The 23,601-nt window shown below is 68.9% G+C and carries 20 protein-coding genes and 3 pseudogenes; 5 read left to right on the top strand and 18 right to left on the bottom strand.

The features are described from left to right. Positions 1–15: 15 nt before the first annotated feature. The 5 genes from WJ438_RS08420 to WJ438_RS08400 form a co-directional block, all read right to left on the bottom strand. Complete coding sequence (locus WJ438_RS08420) at positions 16–270, bottom strand: acyl carrier protein (RefSeq protein WP_406724653.1); 255 nt, start codon at positions 268–270, stop codon at positions 16–18. 184 nt (positions 271–454) lie between these two features. Next, positions 455–1,222 carry a thioesterase II family protein gene (locus WJ438_RS08415; RefSeq protein WP_406724652.1) on the bottom strand — a complete coding sequence of 256 codons (768 nt, stop codon included), beginning with the start codon at positions 1,220–1,222 and terminating at the stop codon, positions 455–457. Between the two features lie 48 nt (positions 1,223–1,270). Next, positions 1,271–2,206, bottom strand: a complete 936-nt coding sequence (locus WJ438_RS08410; RefSeq protein WP_406724651.1) for an ACP S-malonyltransferase — start codon at positions 2,204–2,206, stop codon at positions 1,271–1,273. Positions 2,207–2,472: 266 nt separating this feature from the next. Next, a complete protein-coding gene (locus tag WJ438_RS08405; RefSeq protein WP_406724650.1) occupies positions 2,473–3,468 on the bottom strand; it encodes a response regulator transcription factor in 996 nt (331 codons plus the stop codon). Next, positions 3,461–4,258, bottom strand: coding sequence for a response regulator transcription factor (locus tag WJ438_RS08400; RefSeq protein ID WP_406724649.1), 798 nt, complete (start codon positions 4,256–4,258; stop codon positions 3,461–3,463). Before WJ438_RS08400 ends, WJ438_RS08405 begins: the two co-directional genes overlap by 8 nt. A gap of 645 nt (positions 4,259–4,903) precedes the next feature. On the opposite strand from WJ438_RS08400, the gene WJ438_RS08395 reads away from it, so the two are divergent. Next, positions 4,904–5,668, top strand: a complete 765-nt coding sequence (locus WJ438_RS08395; RefSeq protein WP_406724648.1) for a 4'-phosphopantetheinyl transferase family protein — start codon at positions 4,904–4,906, stop codon at positions 5,666–5,668. A gap of 377 nt (positions 5,669–6,045) precedes the next feature. On the opposite strand, the gene WJ438_RS08390 is transcribed toward WJ438_RS08395, so the two are convergent. From WJ438_RS08390 to ltrA, 4 genes and pseudogenes are all read right to left on the bottom strand, one after another. After that, positions 6,046–6,231, bottom strand: a complete 186-nt coding sequence (locus WJ438_RS08390; protein ID WP_406724647.1) for a hypothetical protein — start codon at positions 6,229–6,231, stop codon at positions 6,046–6,048. A 71-nt stretch (positions 6,232–6,302) separates the two neighbouring features. Continuing rightward, positions 6,303–6,899, bottom strand: a pseudogene (locus WJ438_RS08385) (IS630 family transposase); the annotation flags it as partial. 742 nt (positions 6,900–7,641) lie between these two features. After that, positions 7,642–9,030, bottom strand: a complete 1,389-nt coding sequence (locus WJ438_RS08380) for an IS1380 family transposase (RefSeq protein ID WP_406724646.1) — start codon at positions 9,028–9,030, stop codon at positions 7,642–7,644. Positions 9,031–9,289: 259 nt separating this feature from the next. Then, the gene (gene ltrA / locus WJ438_RS08375) at positions 9,290–10,684 is read right to left on the bottom strand and encodes a group II intron reverse transcriptase/maturase (RefSeq protein ID WP_406723898.1); all 1,395 of its coding nucleotides are present in this window, start codon (positions 10,682–10,684) and stop codon (positions 9,290–9,292) included. A 758-nt stretch (positions 10,685–11,442) separates the two neighbouring features. Between ltrA and WJ438_RS08370 the strand changes: the two genes are divergently transcribed. After that, positions 11,443–11,796, top strand: coding sequence for a VOC family protein (locus WJ438_RS08370; RefSeq protein WP_389885845.1), 354 nt, complete (start codon positions 11,443–11,445; stop codon positions 11,794–11,796). Between the two features lie 33 nt (positions 11,797–11,829). Here the strand turns inward: WJ438_RS08370 and WJ438_RS08365 are convergent. Next, positions 11,830–11,919: pseudogene (locus tag WJ438_RS08365) on the bottom strand (ATPase); the annotation flags it as partial. A 70-nt stretch (positions 11,920–11,989) separates the two neighbouring features. Between WJ438_RS08365 and WJ438_RS08360 the strand changes: the two are divergent. Next, a protein-coding gene (locus WJ438_RS08360) for an IS3 family transposase (RefSeq protein ID WP_406724645.1) occupies positions 11,990–13,221 on the top strand; the annotation gives its coding sequence in 2 pieces (ribosomal slippage) (positions 11,990–12,311 and positions 12,311–13,221; 1,233 coding nt in all). A 62-nt stretch (positions 13,222–13,283) separates the two neighbouring features. Here the strand turns inward: WJ438_RS08360 and WJ438_RS08355 are convergent. The 8 genes and pseudogenes from WJ438_RS08355 to WJ438_RS08320 all read right to left on the bottom strand — a co-directional run bounded on the left by WJ438_RS08355 (position 13,284) and on the right by WJ438_RS08320 (position 20,715). After that, complete coding sequence (locus tag WJ438_RS08355; RefSeq protein WP_406729628.1) at positions 13,284–13,487, bottom strand: helix-turn-helix domain-containing protein; 204 nt, start codon at positions 13,485–13,487, stop codon at positions 13,284–13,286. Positions 13,488–13,502: 15 nt separating this feature from the next. Continuing rightward, a pseudogene (locus WJ438_RS08350) lies at positions 13,503–13,727 on the bottom strand (recombinase family protein); the annotation flags it as partial. 513 nt (positions 13,728–14,240) lie between these two features. After that, entirely contained in the window at positions 14,241–15,638 is a 1,398-nt protein-coding gene (locus WJ438_RS08345; protein ID WP_406724644.1) for a pyridoxal phosphate-dependent decarboxylase family protein, read from the bottom strand. After that, a complete protein-coding gene (locus WJ438_RS08340; protein WP_202282983.1) occupies positions 15,635–15,955 on the bottom strand; it encodes a helix-turn-helix transcriptional regulator in 321 nt (106 codons plus the stop codon). The genes WJ438_RS08345 and WJ438_RS08340 overlap by 4 nt, the downstream gene beginning before the upstream one ends. A 507-nt stretch (positions 15,956–16,462) precedes the next feature. Continuing rightward, positions 16,463–17,134: a transposase gene (locus WJ438_RS08335; protein ID WP_406724643.1), complete on the bottom strand. Its 672-nt coding sequence runs from the start codon at positions 17,132–17,134 to the stop codon at positions 16,463–16,465. Then, positions 17,097–18,860: a recombinase family protein gene (locus tag WJ438_RS08330; RefSeq protein ID WP_406724642.1), complete on the bottom strand. Its 1,764-nt coding sequence runs from the start codon at positions 18,858–18,860 to the stop codon at positions 17,097–17,099. The genes WJ438_RS08335 and WJ438_RS08330 overlap by 38 nt, the downstream gene beginning before the upstream one ends. A 309-nt stretch (positions 18,861–19,169) precedes the next feature. Then, positions 19,170–20,105: a transposase gene (locus WJ438_RS08325; RefSeq protein WP_406724641.1), complete on the bottom strand. Its 936-nt coding sequence runs from the start codon at positions 20,103–20,105 to the stop codon at positions 19,170–19,172. A gap of 199 nt (positions 20,106–20,304) precedes the next feature. Then, a complete protein-coding gene (locus WJ438_RS08320; RefSeq protein WP_406724640.1) occupies positions 20,305–20,715 on the bottom strand; it encodes a hypothetical protein in 411 nt (136 codons plus the stop codon). A gap of 305 nt (positions 20,716–21,020) precedes the next feature. Between WJ438_RS08320 and WJ438_RS08315 the strand changes: the two genes are divergently transcribed. Then, on the top strand, positions 21,021–21,731 hold the full coding sequence (locus WJ438_RS08315) for an ISAs1 family transposase (RefSeq protein ID WP_406724639.1): 711 nt from the start codon (positions 21,021–21,023) through the stop codon (positions 21,729–21,731). Positions 21,732–21,844: 113 nt separating this feature from the next. Beyond that, positions 21,845–23,500, top strand: a complete 1,656-nt coding sequence (locus WJ438_RS08310; RefSeq protein ID WP_406724638.1) for an ISAzo13 family transposase — start codon at positions 21,845–21,847, stop codon at positions 23,498–23,500. Positions 23,501–23,601: the final 101 nt, after the last annotated feature.

The raw sequence follows: 23,601 nt of genomic DNA, 5'->3' as shown, positions 1-23,601 counted from the left end.
GGCGTCGCGGACGGGTCACCAGCCGGCGGGCTCCCCGACGACCTCGTACACGCCCGTGAGGTTGACCATGCGGGGCAGTTCGGACTGGTTGATGACCACGCCGAATTCCTTTTCCAGTGCCGCGAGGATCTCGATCGCACGGAGCGAGTCGGCGTTGTGGTCCTCCTTGAAGCGGCTGGTTTCCGAGACCTCGTCCTCCTCGATCTCAAGAATGTCGCAGACGATTTCCTTGATGACGACAAGACGCTCTTCACGCGTTGCAGCGGCCATGCTGGCACCTCTCTCGTGAATTGCCGAACGGGCAATTCCAGTAAGTTCCTGACGATTTCTAAGCCACGGCTATCCGCTCCGGCAAGCCACATTGCACAAAGCTGCCAAGCAACGCCGGAGGTTTTCCTGAGGACAGCGGGTAGGGACGGGTTTCGGCAGGGTCCGGCCGCGGCCGGGGCCGGTGTCAGCGCAGACGGGACGCCAGGTCGGCGACGAGCTCGTCCCTGCGCGGCACCAGGTAGAAGTGGTCGCCTTCCAGCACCTTGAGCTCGAAGCCCTTCGGGGCGACGCCGGCCCAGGCGGCCACGTCCTCCACGGTGACGTTGGGATCGCGGTCCCCGACGTAACCGATGACCGGGCAGCGCACGGGCACGGCGGGCCGGGGGCCCTTCTCGGCATACCGCCCGACGATGGAGAAGTCGGCCAGGAGCGCGGGCATCACGAGTTCCCGCAGGTCGGGGTCCTCCAACAGCGCGGCGTCGGTACCGCCCAGCTTGCGGACCTCGGCGAGGACGGACTCGGCACCGTCCAGGTGCGCGGTACGCGGCCGCTGCCCGTGGGGAGGACGCTGGCCGGAGACGAGGAGAACGCTGGGGCAGAAGCCGTGCTTGCGTTCCAGCCGAACCGCCACCTCGTAGGCGAGCGAGGCCCCCATACTGTGGCCGAAAAGTGCCAACGGCTTGTCAAGGAGGGGCAGGACGGACGCGGTTACCGCGTCAGCCAACTCCTCCATGGTCTCGAGGCAGGGCTCGGTGATCCGCTCCTGGCGCCCCGGGTACCGGGCGGCCAGAACCTCGACGTCGTCACCGAAGGCGTTTCCCCAGGAGTGGTAGAAACTCGCCGAACCACCGGCGTACGGCAGGCAGAGCAGTCGCATACGGGTCGGGGCGGACGGGGGGTAGCGCCGGAACCACGTCGCGTCGCTTCCAGGGGTGTGCTTCAGGGTGTTCATGGCACCGGGCTTCTTGTTCGGGGAGTTCGGTACAGGGCGGCGGGGGAGTCACACGGCGGCGAGGCCCTCCAGGGCGCCGGGGCCGTCCACGGCGGTCACCTCGACGTCGGGATCGATCCGGCGGATCAGATTCGTCAGTACACGCCCCGGGCCCAGCTCGACGAGCCGCCGGCATCCGAGCCGCCCGGTCAGGGTCCGCACGCTCTCCTCCCAGCGCACCGGGGAGACCAGTTGGCGCACGGCCAGCTCCGGCCAGTTCCCGTCGCCGGTGTACGGCTTCGCGTCCACGTTGGCGACTACCGGGAGGTGCCCCGGGGCGAACCGCACGTCCCGCAGGGTCCGGGCCAGCCGCTCGGCCGCTGGCGCCATGAAGGGGCTGTGGAAGGCGCCACCCACGGAGAGGCGGATGAGTTTGGCCCCCACGCCCGGAGCCAGTTCCGCCGCCCTCCCGATGCCCTCCGCGGAGCCGGAGAGCCCCGTCTGGCCGGGGGCGTTGACATTGGCCACCCACACGTCGAGCCCCTCGGCCCGCACCTCGGCGGCCAGTGCCTCGGCTTCCGGGAGTCCGCTCCCGACGAGCACGCCCATGGTGCCCGGATGGAGTCGCTCGGCATCCCGCATGGCCTGCCCCCGGTCCGCCACCAGGGCGACGGCGTCCGGCAGCGTGAGCACTCCGGCCACCGTCAGCGCCGCGTACTCTCCCAGGCTGTGCCCGGCGCACGCCACGGCGTCGTCCAGTGCCCCGCACCGTGCCGCCTCCGCGTGGGCCATCAAGGCCACCGTGAAGACCGAGAGCTGAGCCAGGTCGGTGCGGCGCAGCACGTCGGTCGGGGTCCGCAGCAGCAGTTCCTCGACGTCCTCGCCGCTGTGCCGGGAAACCTCACCGGCCAGGCTCCACGCTGTGGTGTCCCGCCAGGGTTCACCCATGCCTTGACGTTGCGTCCCCTGTCCGGGGAATACCAGACCGATCGGCGTCGGGGTCAACTTTCCACACCTTCCAGGCGGCACAGGGACAGAGAAGAGGGCCCGCACCCGGCTGCTGGCCTCGGGTGACGGGCCCCGCCCCCGGTTCGCCGCGGGCCGAGGAGTGAGGGTCCCCGAGGCCCTGCGGCGTACCGGATCGCCGACGGCACAGGAAACGCACAGGCCGCCGGAATTCTCGGGTCAGGGGTGTCCGGTCGTCAGCTCGGGGCGGACGCCGTTCGTGTGGTCCCTGTCTAACCGGCTCCGTCGGACGGGTGCAACGACGGCTACAGGAAGCTGCCAGTGCCGAACCGGCCGTCACGAGAAGGTGTGCCGTCTGCGTCGCGTACGTCCCGCGCCGCTCCCTGGGCCGGCACGTCCTGCCGTCGTGCACCCCGCCGGGCCGGCGGCCCGGACACCCCCTTGGCCAGCCCGGCCGACGGGTGACCGGAGCTCTTCCGGTCCTTGGGCAGCAACCCCAGCTCGGCCGCCCGGACCCCTGCCTGGAAGCGCGAACTCGCTCCGAGGAGCGCCATGATCTCCGCGACGTAGCGGCGATAGGTGCGCACCGAGACGGAGAGCTCGCGTGCGGCGACCTCGTCGGTGATGCCGATCTGAAGGCGGGTCAGGATCTGCCGGGCCACGTCGGCGCGGTCGCGGTCACCGAAGTCGATCCATTTCTCGACCGGGACCGCGTGGCGCCAGAGCCCCTCGAAGAGGGCGCCCAGCGTGCCGATCACGGTGGTGGCGCGGATCACCGAGGCCTGTCGCCCGATGACTGCTTGCGAGGTCACCAGAGCAGCCGCTCCGTCGACGATCATCACCTGGAGCATGGGCACCCTGGCCACCCGCACCTCGTACCGAAGGCTCTCCAGCATGTGGGGCTGGACCACGCCGCTGTCGAGCATCGCCTGGGTGCACAGGAGCCGCAGTCCGACGTTCTTCCGGCAGGTCTCCAACTCCCAGTACACGGAGTTGATCGCCTCCACGTGCTCCGAGTCGGCCAGCACGATGTCGATGGTCCGTTCGGCCTCGGCGACAAGCCCGAGGGCGGCTGCCGCCACCTCGCCGCCGCAGGCGGCGACGTTGGTGATCAGCGAGTCCCGCACGACACGGTCGCGGTGCTTGGCGACGGTGGCCTCGATCAGCCGACGGACCTCCATGAGCGTCTGCTCCAGGTCGTCCGCGGGCTGTTCGTCGAGTTGCCCGGTGTTCTCGGTGTGGCTCCGAGAGTCCTTCGCGGTGGCATACCGCGGCCATTCGACAGGATAGGGATCAGCCATGGCGTCGTGATTCCCTGCCGGACTCTCTGCCGGGGGCATCGGTGCGCTGCGGCAGCAGTGCCATCTCCACGGCCCTGGCCCCGGCCTGGAAGCGGGAGTTGGCCCCCAGCTCCTGCATGATCTCCGCGACGTGACGACGGTACGTGCGCAGGGACACCCGGAGTTCGCGTGCCGCCACCTCGTCGGTGCGACCCTCACACAACTGTTCCAAGATGCGTCGTACCGATTCCGTCCGCATGCGCGCACTCGTGCGCTGGTACTCGGCGAGCGACCGGGCGTTGGCCCACAATCCGGCGAACAGCAGGTCCAGGGCGCGGGCCGACGCCGTGTCCCTGATGATCGCGGCGTCGTACGCCTTCTTCGGAGAGCCCGGCACGAGGGCGACCCGGCTGTCGACGATCAGCATGCCGCGCAACTCCCTGTCGTCGACCCGGATTTCGCACCGGGTGCCCCGGAAGTCCTCGGCGCTCGGCCTGCAACTGTTCACCGCCTGCGGCGTGCACAGCAGTCGGATGACCGGGCCGCCCGGGGAGCCCGTCCCGCCGCCCGCCGCCCGCTCCTTGGAGGGTGCCGCGTGGGCGGCGAGCGCGTCGAACACAGCAGACACGTCCTCGCCGGCGGACAGCGACACGGAGACGGAGTGACGTGCCAGTCCGAGGAGCCGGGTGACTGTGCCACCGATGTCGGCATCGTCCGCGCGCAGGACGAGGGATTCGCGCACCGGCCTGGTCCGGTGCAGCGACATCGTCGATTCGATCAGCGCACGTGCCTGAAGCAGCGCGCTTTCCATCCTGTTAATGCCCTCAACCGTATCGATGGTGCCGTCGGCCGGACCCGCGGTCGACCCGCCGCCCGATGAAGGTTTCCCGATCACGACAGACACCAGGTCTTTACCATGTGTTTTCAACGTGGAAGTCTTCATTGTGCTGATTGTTCCCCGTAGTGCTCGGCGATAGGATCCTCGCCCTGGAGGCGGATGAAATTGGCGAATCCGATGTCAGGATCGTATTCCTGTCGAAAAGTGCGCAGGGGCCCTGACTGTTAATTTTGCCTGAACAATCATCCATTCATTGTCAATTTACCTGTCGAGGGAAAGCGACTAGCGACGCGGCGGGCGGAGCTCGGGGTGGGCCAAGTTTGCTCGACGCCGAAGCTCAGAGATTATGGGCTGGCTGCGAGCCAGTCAACGTCGGCCGCAGGCATAGTCCGGGCAAAGTCGCGCCTCCCTGGTGGACCTCACGGACCATCGCACCCAAAACCTCCGGCTGGGTTGTCAGCAAGTTGCAGCACTTCCGGCGGCCTTCGCGGATCCGGCCCCGGGTGGGACACGGATCACATCCGGGTGGTGACAGCCAGTCATTGTCACGGCGTGTCCTTGTCCACTTACTGCCATCTGTCGTCGGCCTGCCGAGTGGCCGACCTAGCGTCTCGGTGCATGACCGCACCCCAGACCAGTACCGAATCAGCCAGTGGATCCCCGGGCGTCCGGGACGCACCGGACGGGGCGACCGTGTGGTGGTGGCGGGGCGCAACGACGGTCCTGGCCGCGGACCTCGCCCTCCTGGACGACTCCGAGAGGCAGCGCCTGGGGCGCATGCGCACGGCGGCCGGCGCCGCGGAGTTCGCCGGCAACCGGGCGTCGGTGCGCCGCGTCCTGGCAGGTCTGCTGGACACGGCGCCGGAGCGGATCCGCCTGGGTCGTAGGCCGTGCCCGGGCTGCGGGGACGGGGAGCACGGCCCACCGACGGTGCTGGATCCAAAGGTCGCGTGCTGGATCAGCATCTCCCACACCTCGGGCTGCGGCATGCTCGCCGTGGCCGCGGTGCCCGTCGGGGTGGACGTCGAACGGGTGCGGGACATCCGTGTCCGGGATCTCGCGCCCACCGTCCTCACCCCCTCCGAGGCGCGGTGGCTGGACGGCCCCCTCGCCGGGGACGCACTGCGCCGGGCGTTCCTGCGCTGCTGGACCCGCAAGGAGGCCGCGCTCAAGGCGGTCGGTGTCGGCGTCACGGTCCCCCTGGATCTGGTGGAGACACATCCGGCCATCGCCGGCACGGTCACGGTCGCCGCCGGGGTGCCCGGCACGCCCGACGCGTGGTCTGTCACCGACCTGCCAGTGCCGCCGGCCTGGACGGCCTCCGTGGCCCTCCCCGCCGGGACGGCCGGGCCCGTCCGGCTGCGTCCTTACGCCGGAAATTGAGCCTGTGCCGGCGGAGTGACCTTCGATATGCGGGAGGAAAAGAAGTCCGTCGGTTGAGTTCATCCTTCGAATTTCCCCGACGCGATTCTTGTTGAAAATTAAATCATTTCGTGGGGTCCTCCGGAGGAACTCGCGAGTAGCGGTTCTGCCCTTTCTGTGGTCCGGATCGGGGAGCTTCCCCGATCTCCCTCCTGGCGGTTGCGCTTCGCTCCCTCGGAACGTCGCGGTGCTCTCATCGTCCGACGCGGGCGAGAGGCGCTGCTCGAGTCCTTTCCCGCCTCGGGTTGAGGCGTGGCGAAGGATGGCGACCGGTTTTCACGGTGTTGGCAGGATTCGGTTGGGGCCGCAGCGGAGCGTGCACAAGAGGCATCGGATCTTCACAGGGTCCATGAGACGGCCGAACGGATCGGCGCGGACGGAAGGCCGCTGCGGCTGCCCGACCCGGGGCCGCGGGTCTGTTCGACCCAGGCCATGTAGACGGCCGTGTCGACGCCTCCGCCACCGTGGTGGGAAACCCGAGCGATGAGCGCTCCCGGCACGATGCCCAGGGGGAGTGCGTTCACGGTCGCATGGGACGCGGACCGCCTGGCCGATGTCCGCGGGCGGCCTCGACGGTCGCTTCCTGCGGTATTGATCAGAAACTCAAAGGGTTCTCGTTCAGGACGTAGCGGACGGTGGGGCCGCCGAAGCAGCCGCGGACGATGTGTGGCCGGTGCCGGCGTCTGCGGAAGAAGCGGCGGGTCTCGGCGGCGAGTTCGGACTGGTTCCGGGCTCGATGCTGTGTGGGCAGGCTGTGCTCGAGGTCCGCGTTGACCAGCTCGTCGGGGTTCAACTCGGGCGAGTACGGCGGCAGGAAGTGCAGCTCGACATCGTCGGGTGGGCGGCGAGCCAGTCGCGGACCTTCCTCGAGCGGTGGGCGCAGTGCCCGTCGACCCCGAGGTGGCCCTTGTGGTTGAAGTGGCCGGCGAGCCGGTCCAGGAAGCGACACATCAGCTCGGCGGTGAAGCTCTTCGGTGAAGACCGTGAAGTGCCTCCGGCCCTTGGTGCCGAGCGCCGACATCGCGTTCACCGAGAACCGGTTCCCGCTCCGCCGCACCACGGGCGTTCTGCCCTTCTCGCCCCAGGTGCGGCCCGTGACCCGGTCAGAGCGGATGCCCACCTGGTCGGCGAACAGAACCTCGCCGCCGTCCTTCCTCGCCTTCGCACGGATCTTCGGCCAGGTCTCCTCATGCCGCGCCGCACGGCCTCACGGTCCCGACCCGCCACCAACGCAGCCACCGCCCGCAACCGTACCCAGCCCGTCGACCCGCTCCAGGTGTTTGGCCCGGTTCCCGTCGGCCCATCAGCCGAGCGACTTACCGAGCCGTATGGCCAGCAAGATCAAGGTGGACCCGGAGTCGGGCTGCTGGTTGTGGACCGGTAGCTCCGATCGGTAGGGCCCGTCCGGCCATGGTCAAGTCTCCTACCAGGGGGAGACAGATCTCGTCCACCGCGTGGTGTTCAAGCTGTTGGTCGGTGATGTCCCGAAGGCTTCCAGGTGAGTTATGCCGAGCCTCGGGGACCCCACCATACGCGAGGCTGCAACCCGGACCACCTGGAAGCCGTGACGAAGGAGGAAGCTCGTCGGCGCAGGGACTGGGAGAGGGCGTGCGCCCGGAGGACCCCCTGTCGACACGGCCACGTGTACACGCCGGAGAACACGTACCCGGACCCTCGCGGGTTCCGGCAGTGCCGTTCTGTCGCCGCATGAGGAACAGAGGAACAGGAGCCGGTAGGTTCGACCCGTACATGTGAGATCCCGTGATACATGAGAGGCTCTGACCCTCAATCCACCGCGTGAATTTTGATCTTGAATTTCCGGTGGGATGTCGGTGATGTTCCGGGCCTGGGCAGCACGTCTTGCCGGGTGGCCGTCCCGGTGGCGGGTTCTCCGAAGGTTCTTCCTGGTCGTGGGCGGGCGTCGGTCAGCTGGGTCAGGTACGCAGTCGCTGTCCGGTGGCGGCCCACAGATCGGTGAAGTCGGCTTCCCAGCGCCAGCGTTGGGGCAGGTGCAGGGTGATCGTCCGTGCCCTGGTCGCGAGCCTGGCCGGGACGTGGATGAGGTGGCGGCGGATGGTGCCGGTCCGTGCCCTGGCGTGGAAGGCGGAGGCGAGGTGGCCGGCGGCCCGGGTGAGGTTGTAGGCCGCGGCGGCCAGGGCCGGCCAGGCGGAGTTCGCGGTGAACTTGCCCGAGGGCAGGTGGCCGAGGGCGGAGTCCTCCAGGTCGGCGAGTACCTGTTCGATGACGGCGTGGTCGCGGTGCATCGGCTCGGCTTGGCCGAGGGTGAAGCGGCTGTCGGTGAAGACGACGTGGTGGCGCCAGACGCCGAACAGTTCGGCCTGCCCTTCGGGCACCGTCTTCGGGTTGAGGCGTTTCACGCGGCGCACGATGAGCCGGGCCGTGGTGTGGAACTGCTTCTTCTTGCTGGTGAACGCGGTGAAGGGGATCTCGGCGATCTCCGCGTCGGAGACCCAGCACTCGTCTTCGTCGTTCCAGATGGCATCGGTGTACTCGATCGGTGTCCAGGCGTTCTCGGCGATGTTCACGATGGCTTCGCGGACCGTCTTGGTGACCGCGACCGCCAGGGAGAACCGGGCACCGGCCTTCCTGGCGGCGTCAACGACCTTGTGGGAGAAGTAGGCCGAGTCGGCACGGACGATGATCTGCGCGGTGATGCCCATCGCCCGCACCGTGGCCAGGGCCTCGCGCAGCAGCGAGGCGGCACCCTTGGCGGAGCCGGCCGAGCCCTTGCGCAGTCTGGTGGCGACGATGACCGGCGCGCAGGTGGATGTCTTGACGGTGACGATCTGGAAGTGCAGGCCGCGGACCTTGGTGTAGCCGAACGAGGCGCCCTGCTTGGCCGGCCCGTAGACCTGCTTGACCTTGGAGTCGATGTCCACGAACACCACCTCGTCCGTCTTCGGCACCAGGCCGGTGTGCGCCGCCAGGTTGCAGATGAAGGCCCGGGTGGCGGACTGGAGTTGGCGTACGTGTCCCCAGGTGAAGGAGCGCAGGAAGGTGCCCAGTGTGGACGGAGCCCGCACCCCGCCGAACAGGCGGGGCAGACCACCGTGGCGCAGGACATCCAGGTCGTCGATACTGTCCGCTCCGGCGACCATCCCGGCCACGATGGACATGGCCTTCGCGTCCGCGGCCGTGCCCGCGCCGTTCCTCGCGCCGGTCAGCCTGACCTTCTCGGCGACCAGACGCGGCAGGTCACACCGCTCGGCCGGCCGGACGGCCGGGACCAGCCCGGCATGCGCGATCAGATTCGGTTCGTCGAACGCGGCGAACACCGTCGCCGGGCTGTGGGAGACTTTCATCTACGAGGTGCCTTGCTGGTTGGGCCTGGTGGAAGCGTCAGAACTCCCATCATCCCAGGTCAGCAGGCACCTCTTCCTGTCTCCCCCTTCAAAGCGCACCCGCCACACGGTGGATCGAGGCTGAACCCGGCGTGACCGGAGACATCGCTGAGTAGGCCCGGAGCGCGGTGCCGGGATTGCTCCCGGTCCGTTTCTCCGGACCTCTCGCCGAACCCGCCGTGCGCCTCTCAACGCAACGGGCTCTCCACGGTCTCTGCCGTCAGACGGGGTTCGCAGGCTGCCATGGGTTGGGGATCGCGCCGGCCCGGTATCGGTAACGGCTGACCGTAACCGACGCGATCCGGAACAGCTCGATCCCGTCCGCCGCGATGGGTCGCCACCGCCCGCTGGGGGTGGTGAACCGGCGGCGGACGTCGCCCCAACTCCACCGGTGACGCTCCCGCAGCATGCGGATCAAGCGCCACCACACGAAGGCGTCGAGCCTGTCGAAGACATGCTTGGCGACCGCGTGCTTGAAGTAGTTGGCCCAACCGCGCATGATCTGAGTGAGTCTGATCAGCACGGCGGCGAGATCCTGCTGCGATGTCCTGCCTGTCAGGGCACGAATCTTCGCCTTCAGCGACCGGATGGGCCGGTCGGCGATGAAGGTGTAGACGTGCCACTTGGTCGTGCCTCCCTTGCGTTTCCACTGGATGCGGAAGCCCAGGAAGTCGAAACCGTCGCTCATGTGCGTGATCCGGGTCTTGGCCTGCGACAGACGCAGGCCGAGGGGTTCGAGCACGTCGGCGACTTCTTCGCGCAGTGCCGCGGTGTCGGCCTCGGTGCCGTGCACCAGGACGACGAAGTCGTCCGCGTAGCGGACGACTCGCCACGTGGGTTGACCTTTGCGGCGCCGGTAGGCGCGTTTGCCCTCGGTGGCCATCGTCCCGCCTGACTCCCATGGCCCGTGCAGGTGCTCGTCGAGCGCCGACAGGGCGATGTTCGCCAGCAGCGGGGACAGGATGCCGCCCTGCGGGGTGCCGGTCAGTGTCTCCTTGTTCTCGCCGAGTTCCGTGAGGACTCCGGCCTTGAGGAAGGCTTTGACCAGCGCCAGGACACGCTTGTCCTTCACCCGGCGACGCACTCGGTCCATCAGGGCCGCGTGGTCGATCGAGTCGAAGCACGCCTCGATGTCCGCATCCAGCACCCAGCGATAACCCCGGGTGCCGAAATAGTGGATCTCGGCGATCGCGTCCTGGGCCCGCCGTCGGGGCCGAAACCCGTAGGAGACCGGCGTGAAGCCGGCCTCGAAGATCGGTTCCAGCACCAGCTTCAGCGCCGCCTGAACGACCCGGTCCCTGATCGTCGGAATCCCGAGCTTGCGGACCTTCCCCGAGCCCCCCGGCTTGGGAATGCTGCGTTCCCGCACCGGCAGCGGACGGAACGAACCGTCTTTGAGGGCGGCCCGCAGGTCGTTCAGGAACCCGGGAACACCGATCGACTCCTCGACATCGATGGCGGTCAGGCCGTCGACGCCGGGAGTCCGGGCTCCCCGGTTGCCCGCGACCCGGTCGAACGCCGCCAACAGCGTCGCCGGGTCGTGCACGAAGTTGAACAGGTCATCGAACCGGCGGCCGGGATCGGCCACCGTCCAACGGTGAAGCTTGGTCTGCATCCCCAGTACCCGGGCCCGAGGGCCCGGAGCTCCGCCATTCGGCGGGGCATCTTCCGGCATTGCAGCGTCCTTCCCTTCTCGATACCGCTGCCGCCCTTCCCCATGCGGCCGGCTCTCCCGGCCTCGGAGTACTACGGCGGCTCCGCCCCGTCCCCAACCGATCAGCGGTCGATGCGCTCAGCCCCGCCAGCCTGCTGGAGGCAGGTGGCAGGGCGAGGTTCGGGACGGTTCCCGTGTTCACTGTGGTTCGCTCGATGAAGGAGGAGCCCGGCTGTATCCCTGCGGCCTCGCCACGAGTACGCCGCAGGCTTTCCTCGTGGCCTCCCGGCCGGCTTTCGTAGACCGACCCAAGAGTTGTCAGACCACCCGAAAGAGTGACCTGCATACGCACCGCTACCGGCCCTTATCCGCCAGGTTTGAGCCGGAGGCACTTTAAGAGACGTAAACGCCGGTTCCTCGCGTACTCCTCTCCATCACGCTTGCCGGACCCGCCCCATCTGGCAGTACTGGTCACGTCCCGGCGTTGTCAGGGCCGCTCTCGCCCTCCCCGGCATCACCCGGATCAGGCTGCCCTCAGCTTCAACCCGACTGCTGCGACAGCGAGTTGGTGCAGGCCTTCCACCTCCACTCGAACCGACAGCGCCTCACGGCGCAAACAGAAGTTGAGCCAGAACCCGAGAAATGACGTCACTGCGCGGGACGGCCCGCCGCTCGACGGAGGGACGGGTGGGCCGCCGGTCCTGTCTATGCTCAGGCCCATGGCACTGGAATGGGAACAGATCATCGTCGACTCCGCCGACCCCGTCGCTCTCGGGCGCTGGTGGGCCGAGGCTCTCGGCTGGGTAGTGGTCGACGAATCCGAGGAGATCATCGAGATCCGGCCTGAGCCGGACCAGATGCCGGGACTGCTCTTCGTGCCTGTCCCCGAGGGCAAGACGTCGAAGAACCGGCTCCACCCCGACTTCCGCCCCAACGACCAGGAGGCCGAGGTCGCCCGGCTGCTCTCCCTCGGTGCCCGGCGCGCCGACACCGTGCAGGACGAGCAGCACTGGGTGACGCTCCTCGACCCGGAGGGCAACGAGTTCTGCGTCCTGAGCGAGCGGAAGAGCTGAGGGCGGCGGGCCGTCGGGTAGGAGCCTGCAGGGTCAGCCGGCCTCGGTGGGTTCCTCGGCTCGTGCCCGGGTGCTGGCGAGGCGGAAGGAGTCGGTGCCGGTCTCGATGATCGTGCCGTTGAAGGGGCCTGTCCCCGAGCGGTGGACACCTCTGAGCCCGGCCCCGGCAGGGGCCGGGGAGGAGGGATCTCTTATGGTGATGAAGGTCTATTCGCCCGAGTTCAAGGCGGACGCTGTCGCGCTGTACCTGTCGGATCCGAGCCACACCTTCGAGGGCATCGGCAAGGACCTGGGGATCAGCCGGGAGACGCTGCGCAACTGGGTGCGGGCCGAGCGGGCCCGCCGCGGCAAGAGCGGCGCCATGATCAAGAGCACGAAGGACGTCCCGGTGAGCGAGGCCACGAAGGAAGAGCTGGAGGCCGAGATAGCGGCCCTGCGCGCGGAGAACAAGGACCTGCGCAAGCAGAACGCGACCCTGGCCACCGAACGGGACATCCTGCGCAAGGCGACGAAGTTTTTCGCCACCGAGATGAACTGGTGAACCGCTTCAAGTTCATCGAGGACCACCACCGCGCCTGGGGCGTGAAGCGGTTGTGTCACGTGCTGGAGGTCGCCCGCTCCAGCTTCTACAAATGGCGGGCCGGCCGGGAGGCCCGCGCCGCCCGCGAGCGGGCGGACGCCGCGCTCGCCGAGCGGATCAGGGCCGTGCACGCCGAGTGGGACGGCACCTACGGCCGGCCCCGGATCACCGCCGAGCTGCGCGACGACGGCGAGCGCGTGAACCACAAGCGCGTCGGACGGGTCATGCGCAAGTACGGCATCGCCGGGCTGCGGCTGCGCAGGCGCCAGGTCACCACCGTGCCCGAGCCGTCCGCCACGCCCGTGCCGGACCTGCTTGGGCGCGACTTCACCGCCACGGCGGCGAACACCAAGTACGTCGGCGACATCACCTACCTGCCGGTGGGTGACGGCGAGTTCCTGTATCTGGCGACCGTGATCGACTGCTTCTCGCGCCGCCTGGTGGGCTGGTCGATCGCCGCTCACATGCGCACCTCGCTGGTCGCCGACGCGCTCCGGGCAGCCGCCGCGACCCGCGGCAGCCTGGCCGGAGCCGTCTTCCACAGCGATCACGGAGCGCAGTACACCTCCCGCCAATTCGCCGATATATGCGCCGAGTTGGGGGTGCGGCAGTCCATGGGCGCGGTCGGCACGAGCGCGGACAACGCGCTCGCCGAGAGCTTCAACGCGGCCCTCAAACGCGAGACGCTCCGCGGCGCCCGCCGCTTCGACGGGGCCCGCGCCTGCCGCCTGGCCGTCTTCCGCTGGACCACCCGCTACAACACCCGCCGACGACACTCGGCGAACGGACAGCAGGCACCGATCGCCTACGAGCAACAGTCGGCTACCCTGACACTCGCCGCATAACGACACGAACAGGTGTCCACCCCTCGGGGACAAGGCCCCTCCCGTGTTCTTGGGCCTAACAGTCAGCGTGGAGCAGGCAGAGCGGCGGGCGCGTCACCGGTCACCAGGGAGTCCCGACCAGCAGCCAGTTCCGGCACGTACTTGTACAGCGTCGTACGGGAGACCCCGAGCAGTCTCGCGATCGACGTGATGGTGTTCTCCGGCTGCGCGAGCAAGGCCCGCGCGTGCCGGACCTGTTCCTCCGTCATGGCGGGCGGCCGGCCGATGCGCTCCCCGCGGGCCCGCGCCGCCGCCAGGCCCTCGTGGGTGCCCTGCACGATCAGTTCGCGGATGAACTCCGCGAGCGCGGCGAACACGTGGAACACCAGGCGGCCGCCCGGGGTGGTGGTGTCGAGTGCCTCGTGCAGCGACTGGAAGCCGATGCCGCGCTTGCGCAGGCCGCCGACGATGGCGATGAGGTCCTGGATGGACCGGCCCAGCCGGTCGAGGGACGGCACCACGAGGGTGTCTCCGGGCCGGGTGTAGGGGTGCCGGTAAGAACTCTGTCACCGATCCTGCTGGTTAATTCCGTGCCGTCCGGTGTGACGGCTCGTTGGCCAGGGTGGCGACCGTTTTGCCGTTCCGGTTGCGGGTGGGGTGCTGGATGTCGATGCAGTCGCGGCCTTGGCCGCAGGTGCCGGAGCTGACCGCGCAGGTGGCTCGCGCGGTCGCAGCCCGTGGGCCGTATCCGCTGGCGATGCGGGATGCCGCTGACGTTGTCGCTCCATACAGTGGGGTCGGAGGGGTCTTGGAAGAGGCCGCTGTCACGCCGCAGCGGTGATCCCTGCTCGGATACTCCCCGAATCCCGCGCTGGGTTGTCCCGCCCGTGGTTCCAGCGTTGCAGCGTGCGCAGACCGGTACCGGTGTCTTGTGCCAGGGCTGTCAGCGGGATGCCGTCCTCGACCTCTGAACCCCACAGCGGTGTCCCAGAGCCTCATGTCGGCCGGGTGGGTTTCCCCCGGTGGGACCGTTGCCGGACTCAGGCTGTGGAGGGGGCAAGCGCTGCGGCCAGTTCCTCGAGGGCCAGGTCGACGTCGGCGTCGGAGGTCCGCCAGTTGCTGAAGGCGGCGCGGATGCATGGGACTCCGTGCAGAACCGAGGGCGTCATGAATACCTTTCCACGGTCGTTGAGGTCGGCCAGAACCAGAGCCGGATCTCGGTCAGTGCTGAAGCAGGCGACGTTGAGCTGAACGGGTGCCAGGAGCCGAGCACCCCCGAGGCGCTCGATGCCTGCACCGAAGCGTCGAGCGTTGTCGATGTTGTTGCTGACGATCTGCCGCAGGCCTTGTGCCCCATACGCTGCGATGGTGAACCAGGCGGGGATGGCGCGTGCCCGTCGGGAGTTCTCCGGGGTCAGGTGGACAAAGTCCGGCTGGTCCGTGATCCCGCCGAGGTAAGCCGCATTGTTGCGGAACACCTTCAGTTGGAGGTCCGGGCGCTTCGTGAACTGGACGGCCGAGTCGTAGGGCACGTTGAACCACTTGTGCAGGTCGACGGTCACGGAGTCTGCCCGGTCGCCCCCGTCAGTCCAGTGCGCGTGCTCCGGCACCAGTGCGGCGAATGAGCCGAAGGCCGCGTCGACGTGGAGCCATGCGCCGAACTCATCGCGCAGGTCGGCCAGCGCATGGAGATCGTCGAAGTCAACCGTGTTCACGGTGCCGGCGTTGGCCACGACGATGGTCGGGCGATCCGGTGCTGAGGCCATTGACGTCCTGAGAGCGTCAGGGTCGATGGCTTCCCGGCCGGGAAGGGTCGGGACGAGCTCCATCCGCTCTCGCCCGAGTCCCAGTTGTGACAGCGACTTCAGCACACTCGAGTGCGGGCTCGCGGAGAGGACGCGGATTCTATCCGCGAGGGCGCCGACCCCCGCGTCGGAGACGGACACGCCTACGCGTTCACCCGCCCATTCCCGGGCCGTGGCCAGGTTGACATAGTTGGAGGTCGTCGCACCGGTGACGAAGGCTCCATGGAAGCCGTCGCCCAGGCGCAGATGCCGTTGGAGCCAGGCCAGGACCTGACGTTCGAGCTCGGCGAGCAGACCCGTTCCGGAAGTCGCGTTGTTATCGAAGACGGAGGTGAGCCAGTCGCCGGCCAGTGCCGCTGGATTGGTTCCGCCCGTCACGAATCCCAGATAGCGGGGCCCGGCGCTGGCATGCAGACCGGGGTCAATGGCCTCGGCGAACAATCGCAAGGCCCCGTCCAGTCCGATCGGCTCGTCGGGCCATTCCGGCGGGCGAGTGCGTCCTGCATCCCCTAGCGGGGGGCGGGCCTCCAGTCCCTCGGACACCTCGGCGGCGTAGTTGGCCACCATGGACAGGTGCTCCTTGAGGGATGACAAGTCCGCCTGCGGTGTGTGCGGGTGGCTCTGGTGGCTCATAGCCCCTCCCTCAGCTCAGTGGTGAATCGGTGGATGGTCGCCTCGTTGCGGCGATAGAAGGTCCACCCCTTCTTGCGGGTAGCAACCAGTAGGCCCGCCTCGGTCAGAAGGTTCAGATGCCGAGAAGTGGTGGACGCAGCCAGACCCAACTTCTCCCGAATGAAATCGGAGCACACGCCCTCGGTGAGCAGGTCTCCATCGACCTGCGGTGGGAAGTGCGAGACGGGGTCACGCAGCCACCGCAGGATCTGCCGGCGAACAGGACTGGCCACCCCATCCAGCGCCTTGGACCACTCGTCCAGTTCGTCATTTCGCATAACTTCGAAACTACCCCCGAGTGGCCTACTTTCGCAAACCTCTGCCAGAACCACGCATCAACACCGCGTGAATGAAGCACAACCGCACGAACCAGAGGGACTTGGAGCACACAAACCTGCTCGCCGACACCAGCCGTCCGCATAATCCGCGCCGAGTCGCGCAGCGAGCGATCTGCGGCTGCCCGGCCAGGCACGCCAGGCGGCCGACTCGTGTTTCGCGTCTTCGACGCTTTGCACCAGAGCCCGTACGCCGACACCGCCCTCGCGGAGTTCACCCGTGAGCCCATCGTGCAGGGCACCAACGAGGGCCTGGACGTCGCCCGCGCCCGCGGCGCCCGACTCGGCAGGCCGTCGGCCATGACCGAGGAGCAGGTACGTGCCCGAGTTGAAGGGCGGCCGACTCGCACTCACCGAGGCGACGGCAGGCCCGGAACTCCCTCGGCTTGTGAAGTCGGTGAAGTAGATTTGTCGTTTGCGGCTGGGACGATCCGGCTGGCCAATTCCGGGTTATGCGGTGAGGGAGAGGTCGAGGCGGGCGAGGTGGCCGGTCCGGGTGCGGTCGAGCGGGTGGCCGTTCCACCAGGCGTCGAGACGGAGCAGGTTCAGCGCGACCGCGGAGAAGGCGTGTTCGAGGTGTGTCTTGGGCAGGCCGCGGTAGCGGGCGCGTCTCATGCCGGTGACCGCGACGGCCTGGTGGATGGTGCCTTCGATGCCGGCGCGGGTGCCGTACTTGGTGCGCCACCGCTCGCTGGTCTGTTCGGCGCGGGCCTGGTCGAGGGCTTCTTGCCGTTCGCGAGGCTGGAGGGAGAGCGAGCGGCCTCCGGTCCTGGAGCGGGTGCACTGGTCACGGACGGGGCAGGCCTGGCAGGTCTGCTTGTCGAACTTGACGACGATGGCCGGCGTCCCGCGCTGGCTGGCGGGGCTCCACCAGGTGCTGGTGCTCCCGCGCGGGCAGACGGCCTGGCGCTTGTCCCAGTCGATGGTGAACGCCGTCCGGTCGAATCCGGCACCGGCGCGGGCCTGGGGCGAGCTGTTCAGCAGCACCGGGGTGACCAGGGCGACGCCGAAGTTGCGTTTCACTGCGACGATGAGTTCGGCCGACGGGTAGCCGGAGTCGAGGAAGTGCTCGGCCGGCAGCAGGTCACGGGCGGCCAGCATCTGGTGGATCGGTTCGGTCATCTCCGCGTCGGTGACCGTGGCGTCGGTGGTGGCGATGTTGGTGATGATCCGGGGCGCGGGTTCGCCGTCGGCCGGGTCCGGTACCGGATCGTCGCAGGTCTCGCTGATGTGGACGACCGCATTGCAATAGGTAACCCGGGGTCGGGTCCGGGTCGGTGGACGGGATCGAGTGCCGGATGGTGATCGTGCCCGGGCCAATCCGGACTTCCTTGACCACCGCGCGCAGGACGCGCTGGCGTTCGAGGACCGACGCGGTCCGGGCGCTTTCGTGCAGACGGGCCAGGAACCCCTCCAGGTTCTCGGCGAGCCTGAGGTAGGCCTGCTGGTCGACGAGCCGGGCGGCCAGGGCCTCCAGCCGGCCGTGCAGGTTCTGCCGCTTCGCCCGCAGCGCGGGCGCCCTCTCGCGGAGCTCCTCCCGCGTGATCAGGTCCTCCTGGTAGGCGCCGATCAGGCGATTCAGGGCCGCGTCGACGGCGGCGACCTGCTGGTGCAGCCGCTCCTGGCGGGCCCGGACCGGCTCGGCGTCGCGCATCCGCACCAGACGCCGCTCCAGCTCCGCGCGGACCAACGCCGGATCCGCAAGCAGGGCGACCACGCGCTCCCAGACCAGCTGGTCGAGATCGTCGGCCCGCAGGGGACGGCTGGAGCACACCCGTCGGCCGCCGGGCAGGTCCCAGCCGTTGGTGCCCGGGCAGCGGTAGTAGCGGTACTTCTTCGGGCCGGGCCCCTGCGAGGTCCGGACGTAGGAATAGCCGCAGATGTCGCACACCAGCAGCCCTTGCAGGAGCGCGGGCTCCTTGGTGTTGCGCGGGGAGAACTTCGCGTTCTCCGCCAGCCGCCGCTCCACCAAGGCGAAGACCTCCTCGCTGACCAGGGCGGGGACCGGGATCTCGATCCACTCCTGGCGCGGCCGGGACACCACCCCGGCCTGGGCCGATACCGCGCGTCCGGCCTGCCGCGAGGTGCGGTTGGGACGGGGCGGACAGACAGCGGTCCGGGTCTTGCCGAAACAGGCCCGGCCCGTATAGGCGGGATTGCGCAGCATACGCCCCAGCGTGCCCGCATCCCACGCAGATCGGCCCTGCGGGGAAGGGATGTGGTCGTCCGTCAGCTCCTGGGCCAGAGCCCGCATCGAGATCCCGCCGGCCGCGTACCGGTGGAAGATCCGCGCCACCACGGCGGCCTCGGCCTCGTCGACCGCGTAGGCGGCCTGGCCGTACTGCGCCTTGGACAGGTACCGGTAGCCGTACGGCGCCCGGCCCAGCACGCTGGCCGCTCCGGTCCGGGCCCGGTACAGCTTGCCGCGGCGAGTGCGCTCGGCGGTCTGGGCCCGCTCGTACTCCGCGATCACCCCCTGGACCTGCACCATCAGCGCCTGTTCGGGGGTGTCGGCCGCGGGATTACGGAGGAACACCAGCTCGGTGCCGTTCTTGGCGAACTCCTCCCCCAAGAGCACCTGGTGGACATAGCTGCGGGCGAGCCGGTCCGGGGCCAGGCACAGCACCCGCTCAACCAGCTGCTGGGCACTGAGGTCCCGCAGCCGCTCCAGCGCCGGTCGGACCAGGGTCGCCCCCGACCACCCGTCGTCCGTGAACACCCCCTCCTCGGGGATCTCCCATCCCTGTGCCCGCGCGTGGTCGCGCAGGCAGGCGACCTGGCTGTCGATCGTCTCGTGCCGCTTCTGCCGCGCCGAGGACACGCGGGCGTACAACGTTGTGTGGATCATGGCCATCACCTCGCTGGCCTGGGCGAACAACACGTCCCCGGACGGGGACCAGGATCTGGTAGGCGGCGGCGAGCTCCACCGCGCCCAGCCGGTCGAAGACGAACTCGATCGCGATCTCCGGGTGGTCCATCGGTGCCCCCAGCCGGCGGCGGACTCGCCGCCCGCGGCCCGATGCCGGTGGGACATCGTGGAGGCCACCACCCGCTCTTCGACCGTAGCGCCGCGCAGATCAGCCGTCCGTCGCCCGCGGGGACCGGGTTCGCACCGCGGCCGTCATGCCCGCGATGACCTGGAACTCGAAGTTACCTTTTACGTTGTAGGCGTCTGGACCTTGTATCCGGTCCACCAGGAGCCTTGCTTGAGGCCGTAGCGTGCGTCGGTGTCGTAGGGGGAGGCGAGGCGGAGCCTGCCGGGCGGGAGATCCTCGCTCTCCCGCCGCTTCACCTCCGTTCCCGCCTCGGTGACGGTGCGGTGGTAGTTCTGCATCCACACCGTGCGCAGAACCCGTAACGCCGGCAGATCACGCAGCCACACCGGCGCGGCCGGCGAGTGGACCGCCTCCAGGAGTGCGAATCCGTCCCGGCCGTAGACCAGGGCCATCTCCGCGCGCTTGGCCTTCGAGGCAGGCGGGTGCCACGAGTCGGTTCGCGGCCCGTACCGTTCGGCCCACTCCCGAACCGGCACCGCATCGGCCAGCCAGTCCGGGGCGGCACAGGCCAGAGCCTCCAGCGCGGCCCGCAGCGTCTCCCCGGCGAGTTCCAGCCGGTTCAGGTCCCGGACCGCGGCCAAGACCCGGGTGGAATCGGTGCGCTGCTTGCCACCGGCCTTCACCAGGCCCCGGTCCCTCAGCGGGGACAGCAGGAGTTCGAGCGCCTTCTCCTCCAGGCTGTGCTCCACCAGACGGGCGCGGAACTCCGACAGGACCGAGGCGTCGAACCCGGGATCGTCCAGCTCCAGGCCCAGCGCGTACTTGAAGTCCATGCCATAGCGGACGCGATGCGCCGCCGCGCGGTCGGTGAGATTCTCCACGAATTGCAGCACCGTCACCAGGGCGAGCCGGCCCGGCGAGCAGCCCGGCCGCCCCCGTTCTGCGAACGCCTCGGCGAACTCGGTGTCCGGGAACAGCTCGCCCAGCTCATCGCGGACCCGCATCGCCAGCGGATACGGCCCGCGGGCTGCGACCGCGCGAGCCACCTGCGCGGTCAGCTCCGGCACCTGCGGCCAAGGCCGCGACTGCATCGACATCCAGCACCCCACCCGCAACCGGAACGGCAAAACGGTCGCCACCCTGGCCAACGAGCCGTCACACCGGACGGCACGGAATTAACCAGCAGGATCGGTGACAGCGTTCTTACCGGCGCCCCGACCAGGGCCAGCGGCCAGGCACCGTCACCGTCGAGCCGGCGAAGCATCTGTTCGACCAGTTCAACGGCCCGCGCCCGCTTCACGGCCGCTCGCCGAGCAGCGCGGCCAGGCCCAACTCCTCATCGGAGGCGGCCATCACCGTGTCGATGGTGCCCTTGGCCAGTTCCTCGGCCAGGGCCAGCACCTTCTTGTTCAGCTCCCGCAGCCCGGCGAGCTGCTCGTCAAGGGTCTTGAGCTTCGCTCGCCGCGACGGGCTGAGGTCCGAGAGTCGGCCCCACTTCTCCGCCTGCTCCTCGAACAGCGTCAGGTCGCCGGCCTGCTCGGTGTAGACCCGTTTGATCCGCGCTACATCGGAGTCCGCCAGTACATGTGGCTCGGTGCGGGCCTCCTCCAGCGTGTCGGCGTGCTCCTGCACATCCGCCAGCCAGCGCCGGGTGTGACCGATGAAGAACTCCAGCTTGCTGATGGGGTGCCAGACCCACTCGGGCATCGCGCACTTCCCTCTCGTACGACAACAGACCCGGCGACCTTAGCCGCCCGCGATAACCCGCCGCCCAGGTTCAGCGCAAGGCTCCACGATCGTGCCCCCTCTCTGGGGCCCTGGGCATCCCACCTGCTAAGCAACCAAGATCAAGTGCTTAGCGCCAACTGCTGTACCGCTGGTCCCCAAGGCCGGGTGAGCGCGTTCCTGCAGGCCAGAGCCGCTGACCTGGACGCAGAAAAAGCGCGGTGGCGGGCGGTCGCCGTGGACGGGAGACAGCTGCGCGGATCAAGAGCGGCTGGCGGGAAGGCGGTATGGCTGCCGGCCGTGATGGACCATGCCGGACCGGTCCTCGCACAGCGGCAGATCGACACGAAGCGCAACGAGACACCCGCGTTCATCCCTCTTCTGGACGGCCTGGCCTGGAGAACGCCATCGTCACCGCGGACGCGGCCCACCCCCAGCACGCGAACGGCCTCTGGCTGCGCGGGCAAGGCGCCCACTACATCGCTGTCGTGAAGGGCAACCATCCCGGCCTGCTCAAGCAGTTGAGGAAACTGCCGTGGGCCGACATCGCCCTGGACCACAAGGACCGCACCAGGGGCCGGGGCCGGCTCGAGGTCCGTCACCTGAAGACAGCCGCGTTCCGGCACCTCGACCATCCCGGCGCCCGTCAAGCCCTGCGCGTCATGCGCCGGCGCAAGGACCTGACCGGCAACAAGCTCACGATCGAGCGGCTGCACTTCGTCACCAGCCTCCCACCCGGCGCGGCGTCCGGAGCCCGGATCGCGGCCCGGCTCCGCGGCCACTGGAAGATCGAGAACCAGCTCCACCACGTCCGTGACACCACGTTCGCCGAGGACTCCTCCACCGTCCGCGCCGGCCGCCTGCCCCGCGTGATGGCCGGCCTTCGCAACCTCGCCATCAGCGTCTGCCGGCAGGACGGCCGCACCAACATTGCCGCCGCCAGCCGCCACCATGCCCGCCACCCAGGCCGCCCTCTGGTCACACTCGGATGGACATGATCAACCAGGACTCACGTGCTCAACCGGACAGAACCGCAACACGCAAAGTCCCTGGGGGCTGTCGAAAAATAACTCGTCGATTTCTGGCTTCCGTTGGCCCGTAGGATGCCGGGGTGACGGAGGGGATAGCGCCGGGGTTGGCGGAGACGTTGGGGTTGTTGTTGCCGCATCTGGATGAGCGGCAGCGGCGGCTGGTGCTCGGGGCGGCTGCACGGGTCTACGGGCATGGCGGAATTCGGCTGATGGCCGGTGTCGCGGGCGCCGCGGAGTCGACGGTGGCTCGTGGACTGCGGGAGCTGGAGCGGGGCGAGGAGAGTGACGGCCGGGTCCGGGCTGTTGGTGCAGGCCGCAAGCGGCTGCGGGATCTTGACCCGGAGTTGGTTCCGGGTCTCCTGGCGCTGGTTGAGCCCGGCGAGCGCGGCGACCCGGAGTCGCCGTTGCGTTGGACGGTGAAGTCGACCCGCGCCCTGGCTGCGGAACTGACGCGGCAGGGACGGCGGGTCGGGCATGACACCGTGGCCGCGCTCCTGAAGGCCGAGGGATTCTCCCTGCAGGCCACCTCGCGTACCACCGAAGGGGCCCGCCACCCTGACCGTGACGCCCAGTTCCGCTACATCAACGACCAGGTCACGGCGTGTCTCGCGGACGGGCAGCCGGTCATCAGCGTGGACGCGAAGAAGAAGGAGACGCTGGGCCGCTACGCGGTCATCGGACGGGAATGGCACCGGGCCGGGCATCCTGTCGAGGTCCGTGCGCACGATTTCCCCGAGAAGGGTGCTCTCAAGGCGGTCCCGTACGGGATCTACGACATCGGCGCGGACGCCGGCTGGGTAACGGTGGGCTGTGACGGCGATACCTCCGCGTTCGCCGTGGCCACCCTGCGCCGCTGGTGGGACAGGGAGGGACGGCACCGTTACCCCGGCGCCTCCCGGCTGCTGATCACAGCCGACGCGGGCGGCTCCAACGGCTACCGAGTACGGGCCTGGAAGAAGGAACTCGCCGCCTTCGCCCTGGACAGCGGCCTGCAGGTGACCGTCTGTCACTTTCCGCCGGGCACATCAAAGTGGAATAAAATAGAGCACCGGCTGTTCTCCCAGATCAGCATCAACTGGCGCGGACGCCCTCTGACCAGCCACGAAGTCGTTGTCTCCACCATCGGCGCCACCCGGACCCGCACCGGACTGACCGTCCACGCCGAACTCGACCCCGGCGCCTACCCCACCGGCGTCACCGTCCCCGACGGCGTCATGGACCGCCTGCCCCTCACGCCGCACGACTGGCACGGCACCTGGAACTACACCGTGCGACCCGAACCGCTCGCCCCGCCCGCGCCCAGGCCACCTCGTGACCCGGCCTTCGGCAGGTTCCCCGCCGGAGACAAGACCCCCGCCTGGCTACGTCATCCAAGCCTCACCGGCCTGGAACCGGCGGTCTTCGACAGCCTCGTCGCCCGCTACCGCACCTGGTGCACGGAGCACCCTCCCGTCCTACTCCCCGGGAAACGACCCAACGGTGGTCCCGGCGCCGGCGGCCGTCGACTCTCCGCCGCCGATCACCTCACGGTCCTCCTCCTCAAGAACCGCTGGTCCATGACCCACGCCCTGCTGGCCGAGGTGACCGGACTGACCAAGAGCAGGATCGGTGCGACGCTCCGGGACGCCAACCCCGTCCTCACCGCACTCGGCCACACGATCCCCGCCTGCCCTCTCACCGTCACCACGACGCAGCAACTCGCCACCATCGCCGGGCACGACTCCACGCCCCCATAACTCCACATCAAGATCGAGGAGTTATTTTTCGACAGCCCCCTGACAGGGTGCTTGACGGTCTCGAAGACCGCTTCGCCCCTTCCCCCTACGGCTCTTGGCAT

The organism is Streptomyces sp. GD-15H, assembly GCF_045291515.1.
Lineage (GTDB): Bacteria > Actinomycetota > Actinomycetes > Streptomycetales > Streptomycetaceae > Streptomyces.
The sequence above is the reverse complement of the archived record's forward strand: the minus strand, read 5'-3'. Positions and strand labels throughout refer to the sequence as shown.

Excerpts from the sequence above, each read along its gene's own strand:
- WJ438_RS08420 (WP_406724653.1), bottom strand. The coding sequence starts at position 270 with ATGGCCGCTGCAACGCGTGAAGAGCGTCTTGTCGTCATCAAGGAAATC.
- WJ438_RS08415 (WP_406724652.1), bottom strand. The coding sequence starts at position 1,222 with ATGAACACCCTGAAGCACACCCCTGGAAGCGACGCGACGTGGTTCCGG.
- WJ438_RS08405 (WP_406724650.1), bottom strand. The coding sequence starts at position 3,468 with ATGGCTGATCCCTATCCTGTCGAATGGCCGCGGTATGCCACCGCGAAG.
- WJ438_RS08400 (WP_406724649.1), bottom strand. The coding sequence starts at position 4,258 with ATGGAAAGCGCGCTGCTTCAGGCACGTGCGCTGATCGAATCGACGATG.
- WJ438_RS08395 (WP_406724648.1), top strand. The coding sequence starts at position 4,904 with ATGACCGCACCCCAGACCAGTACCGAATCAGCCAGTGGATCCCCGGGC.
- WJ438_RS08380 (WP_406724646.1), bottom strand. The coding sequence starts at position 9,030 with ATGAAAGTCTCCCACAGCCCGGCGACGGTGTTCGCCGCGTTCGACGAA.
- ltrA (WP_406723898.1), bottom strand. The coding sequence starts at position 10,684 with ATGCAGACCAAGCTTCACCGTTGGACGGTGGCCGATCCCGGCCGCCGG.
- WJ438_RS08370 (WP_389885845.1), top strand. The coding sequence starts at position 11,443 with ATGGCACTGGAATGGGAACAGATCATCGTCGACTCCGCCGACCCCGTC.
- WJ438_RS08345 (WP_406724644.1), bottom strand. The coding sequence starts at position 15,638 with ATGAGCCACCAGAGCCACCCGCACACACCGCAGGCGGACTTGTCATCC.
- WJ438_RS08340 (WP_202282983.1), bottom strand. The coding sequence starts at position 15,955 with ATGCGAAATGACGAACTGGACGAGTGGTCCAAGGCGCTGGATGGGGTG.
- WJ438_RS08335 (WP_406724643.1), bottom strand. The coding sequence starts at position 17,134 with ATGACCGAACCGATCCACCAGATGCTGGCCGCCCGTGACCTGCTGCCG.
- WJ438_RS08330 (WP_406724642.1), bottom strand. The coding sequence starts at position 18,860 with ATGATCCACACAACGTTGTACGCCCGCGTGTCCTCGGCGCGGCAGAAG.
- WJ438_RS08325 (WP_406724641.1), bottom strand. The coding sequence starts at position 20,105 with ATGTCGATGCAGTCGCGGCCTTGGCCGCAGGTGCCGGAGCTGACCGCG.
- WJ438_RS08320 (WP_406724640.1), bottom strand. The coding sequence starts at position 20,715 with ATGCCCGAGTGGGTCTGGCACCCCATCAGCAAGCTGGAGTTCTTCATC.
- WJ438_RS08315 (WP_406724639.1), top strand. The coding sequence starts at position 21,021 with ATGGCTGCCGGCCGTGATGGACCATGCCGGACCGGTCCTCGCACAGCG.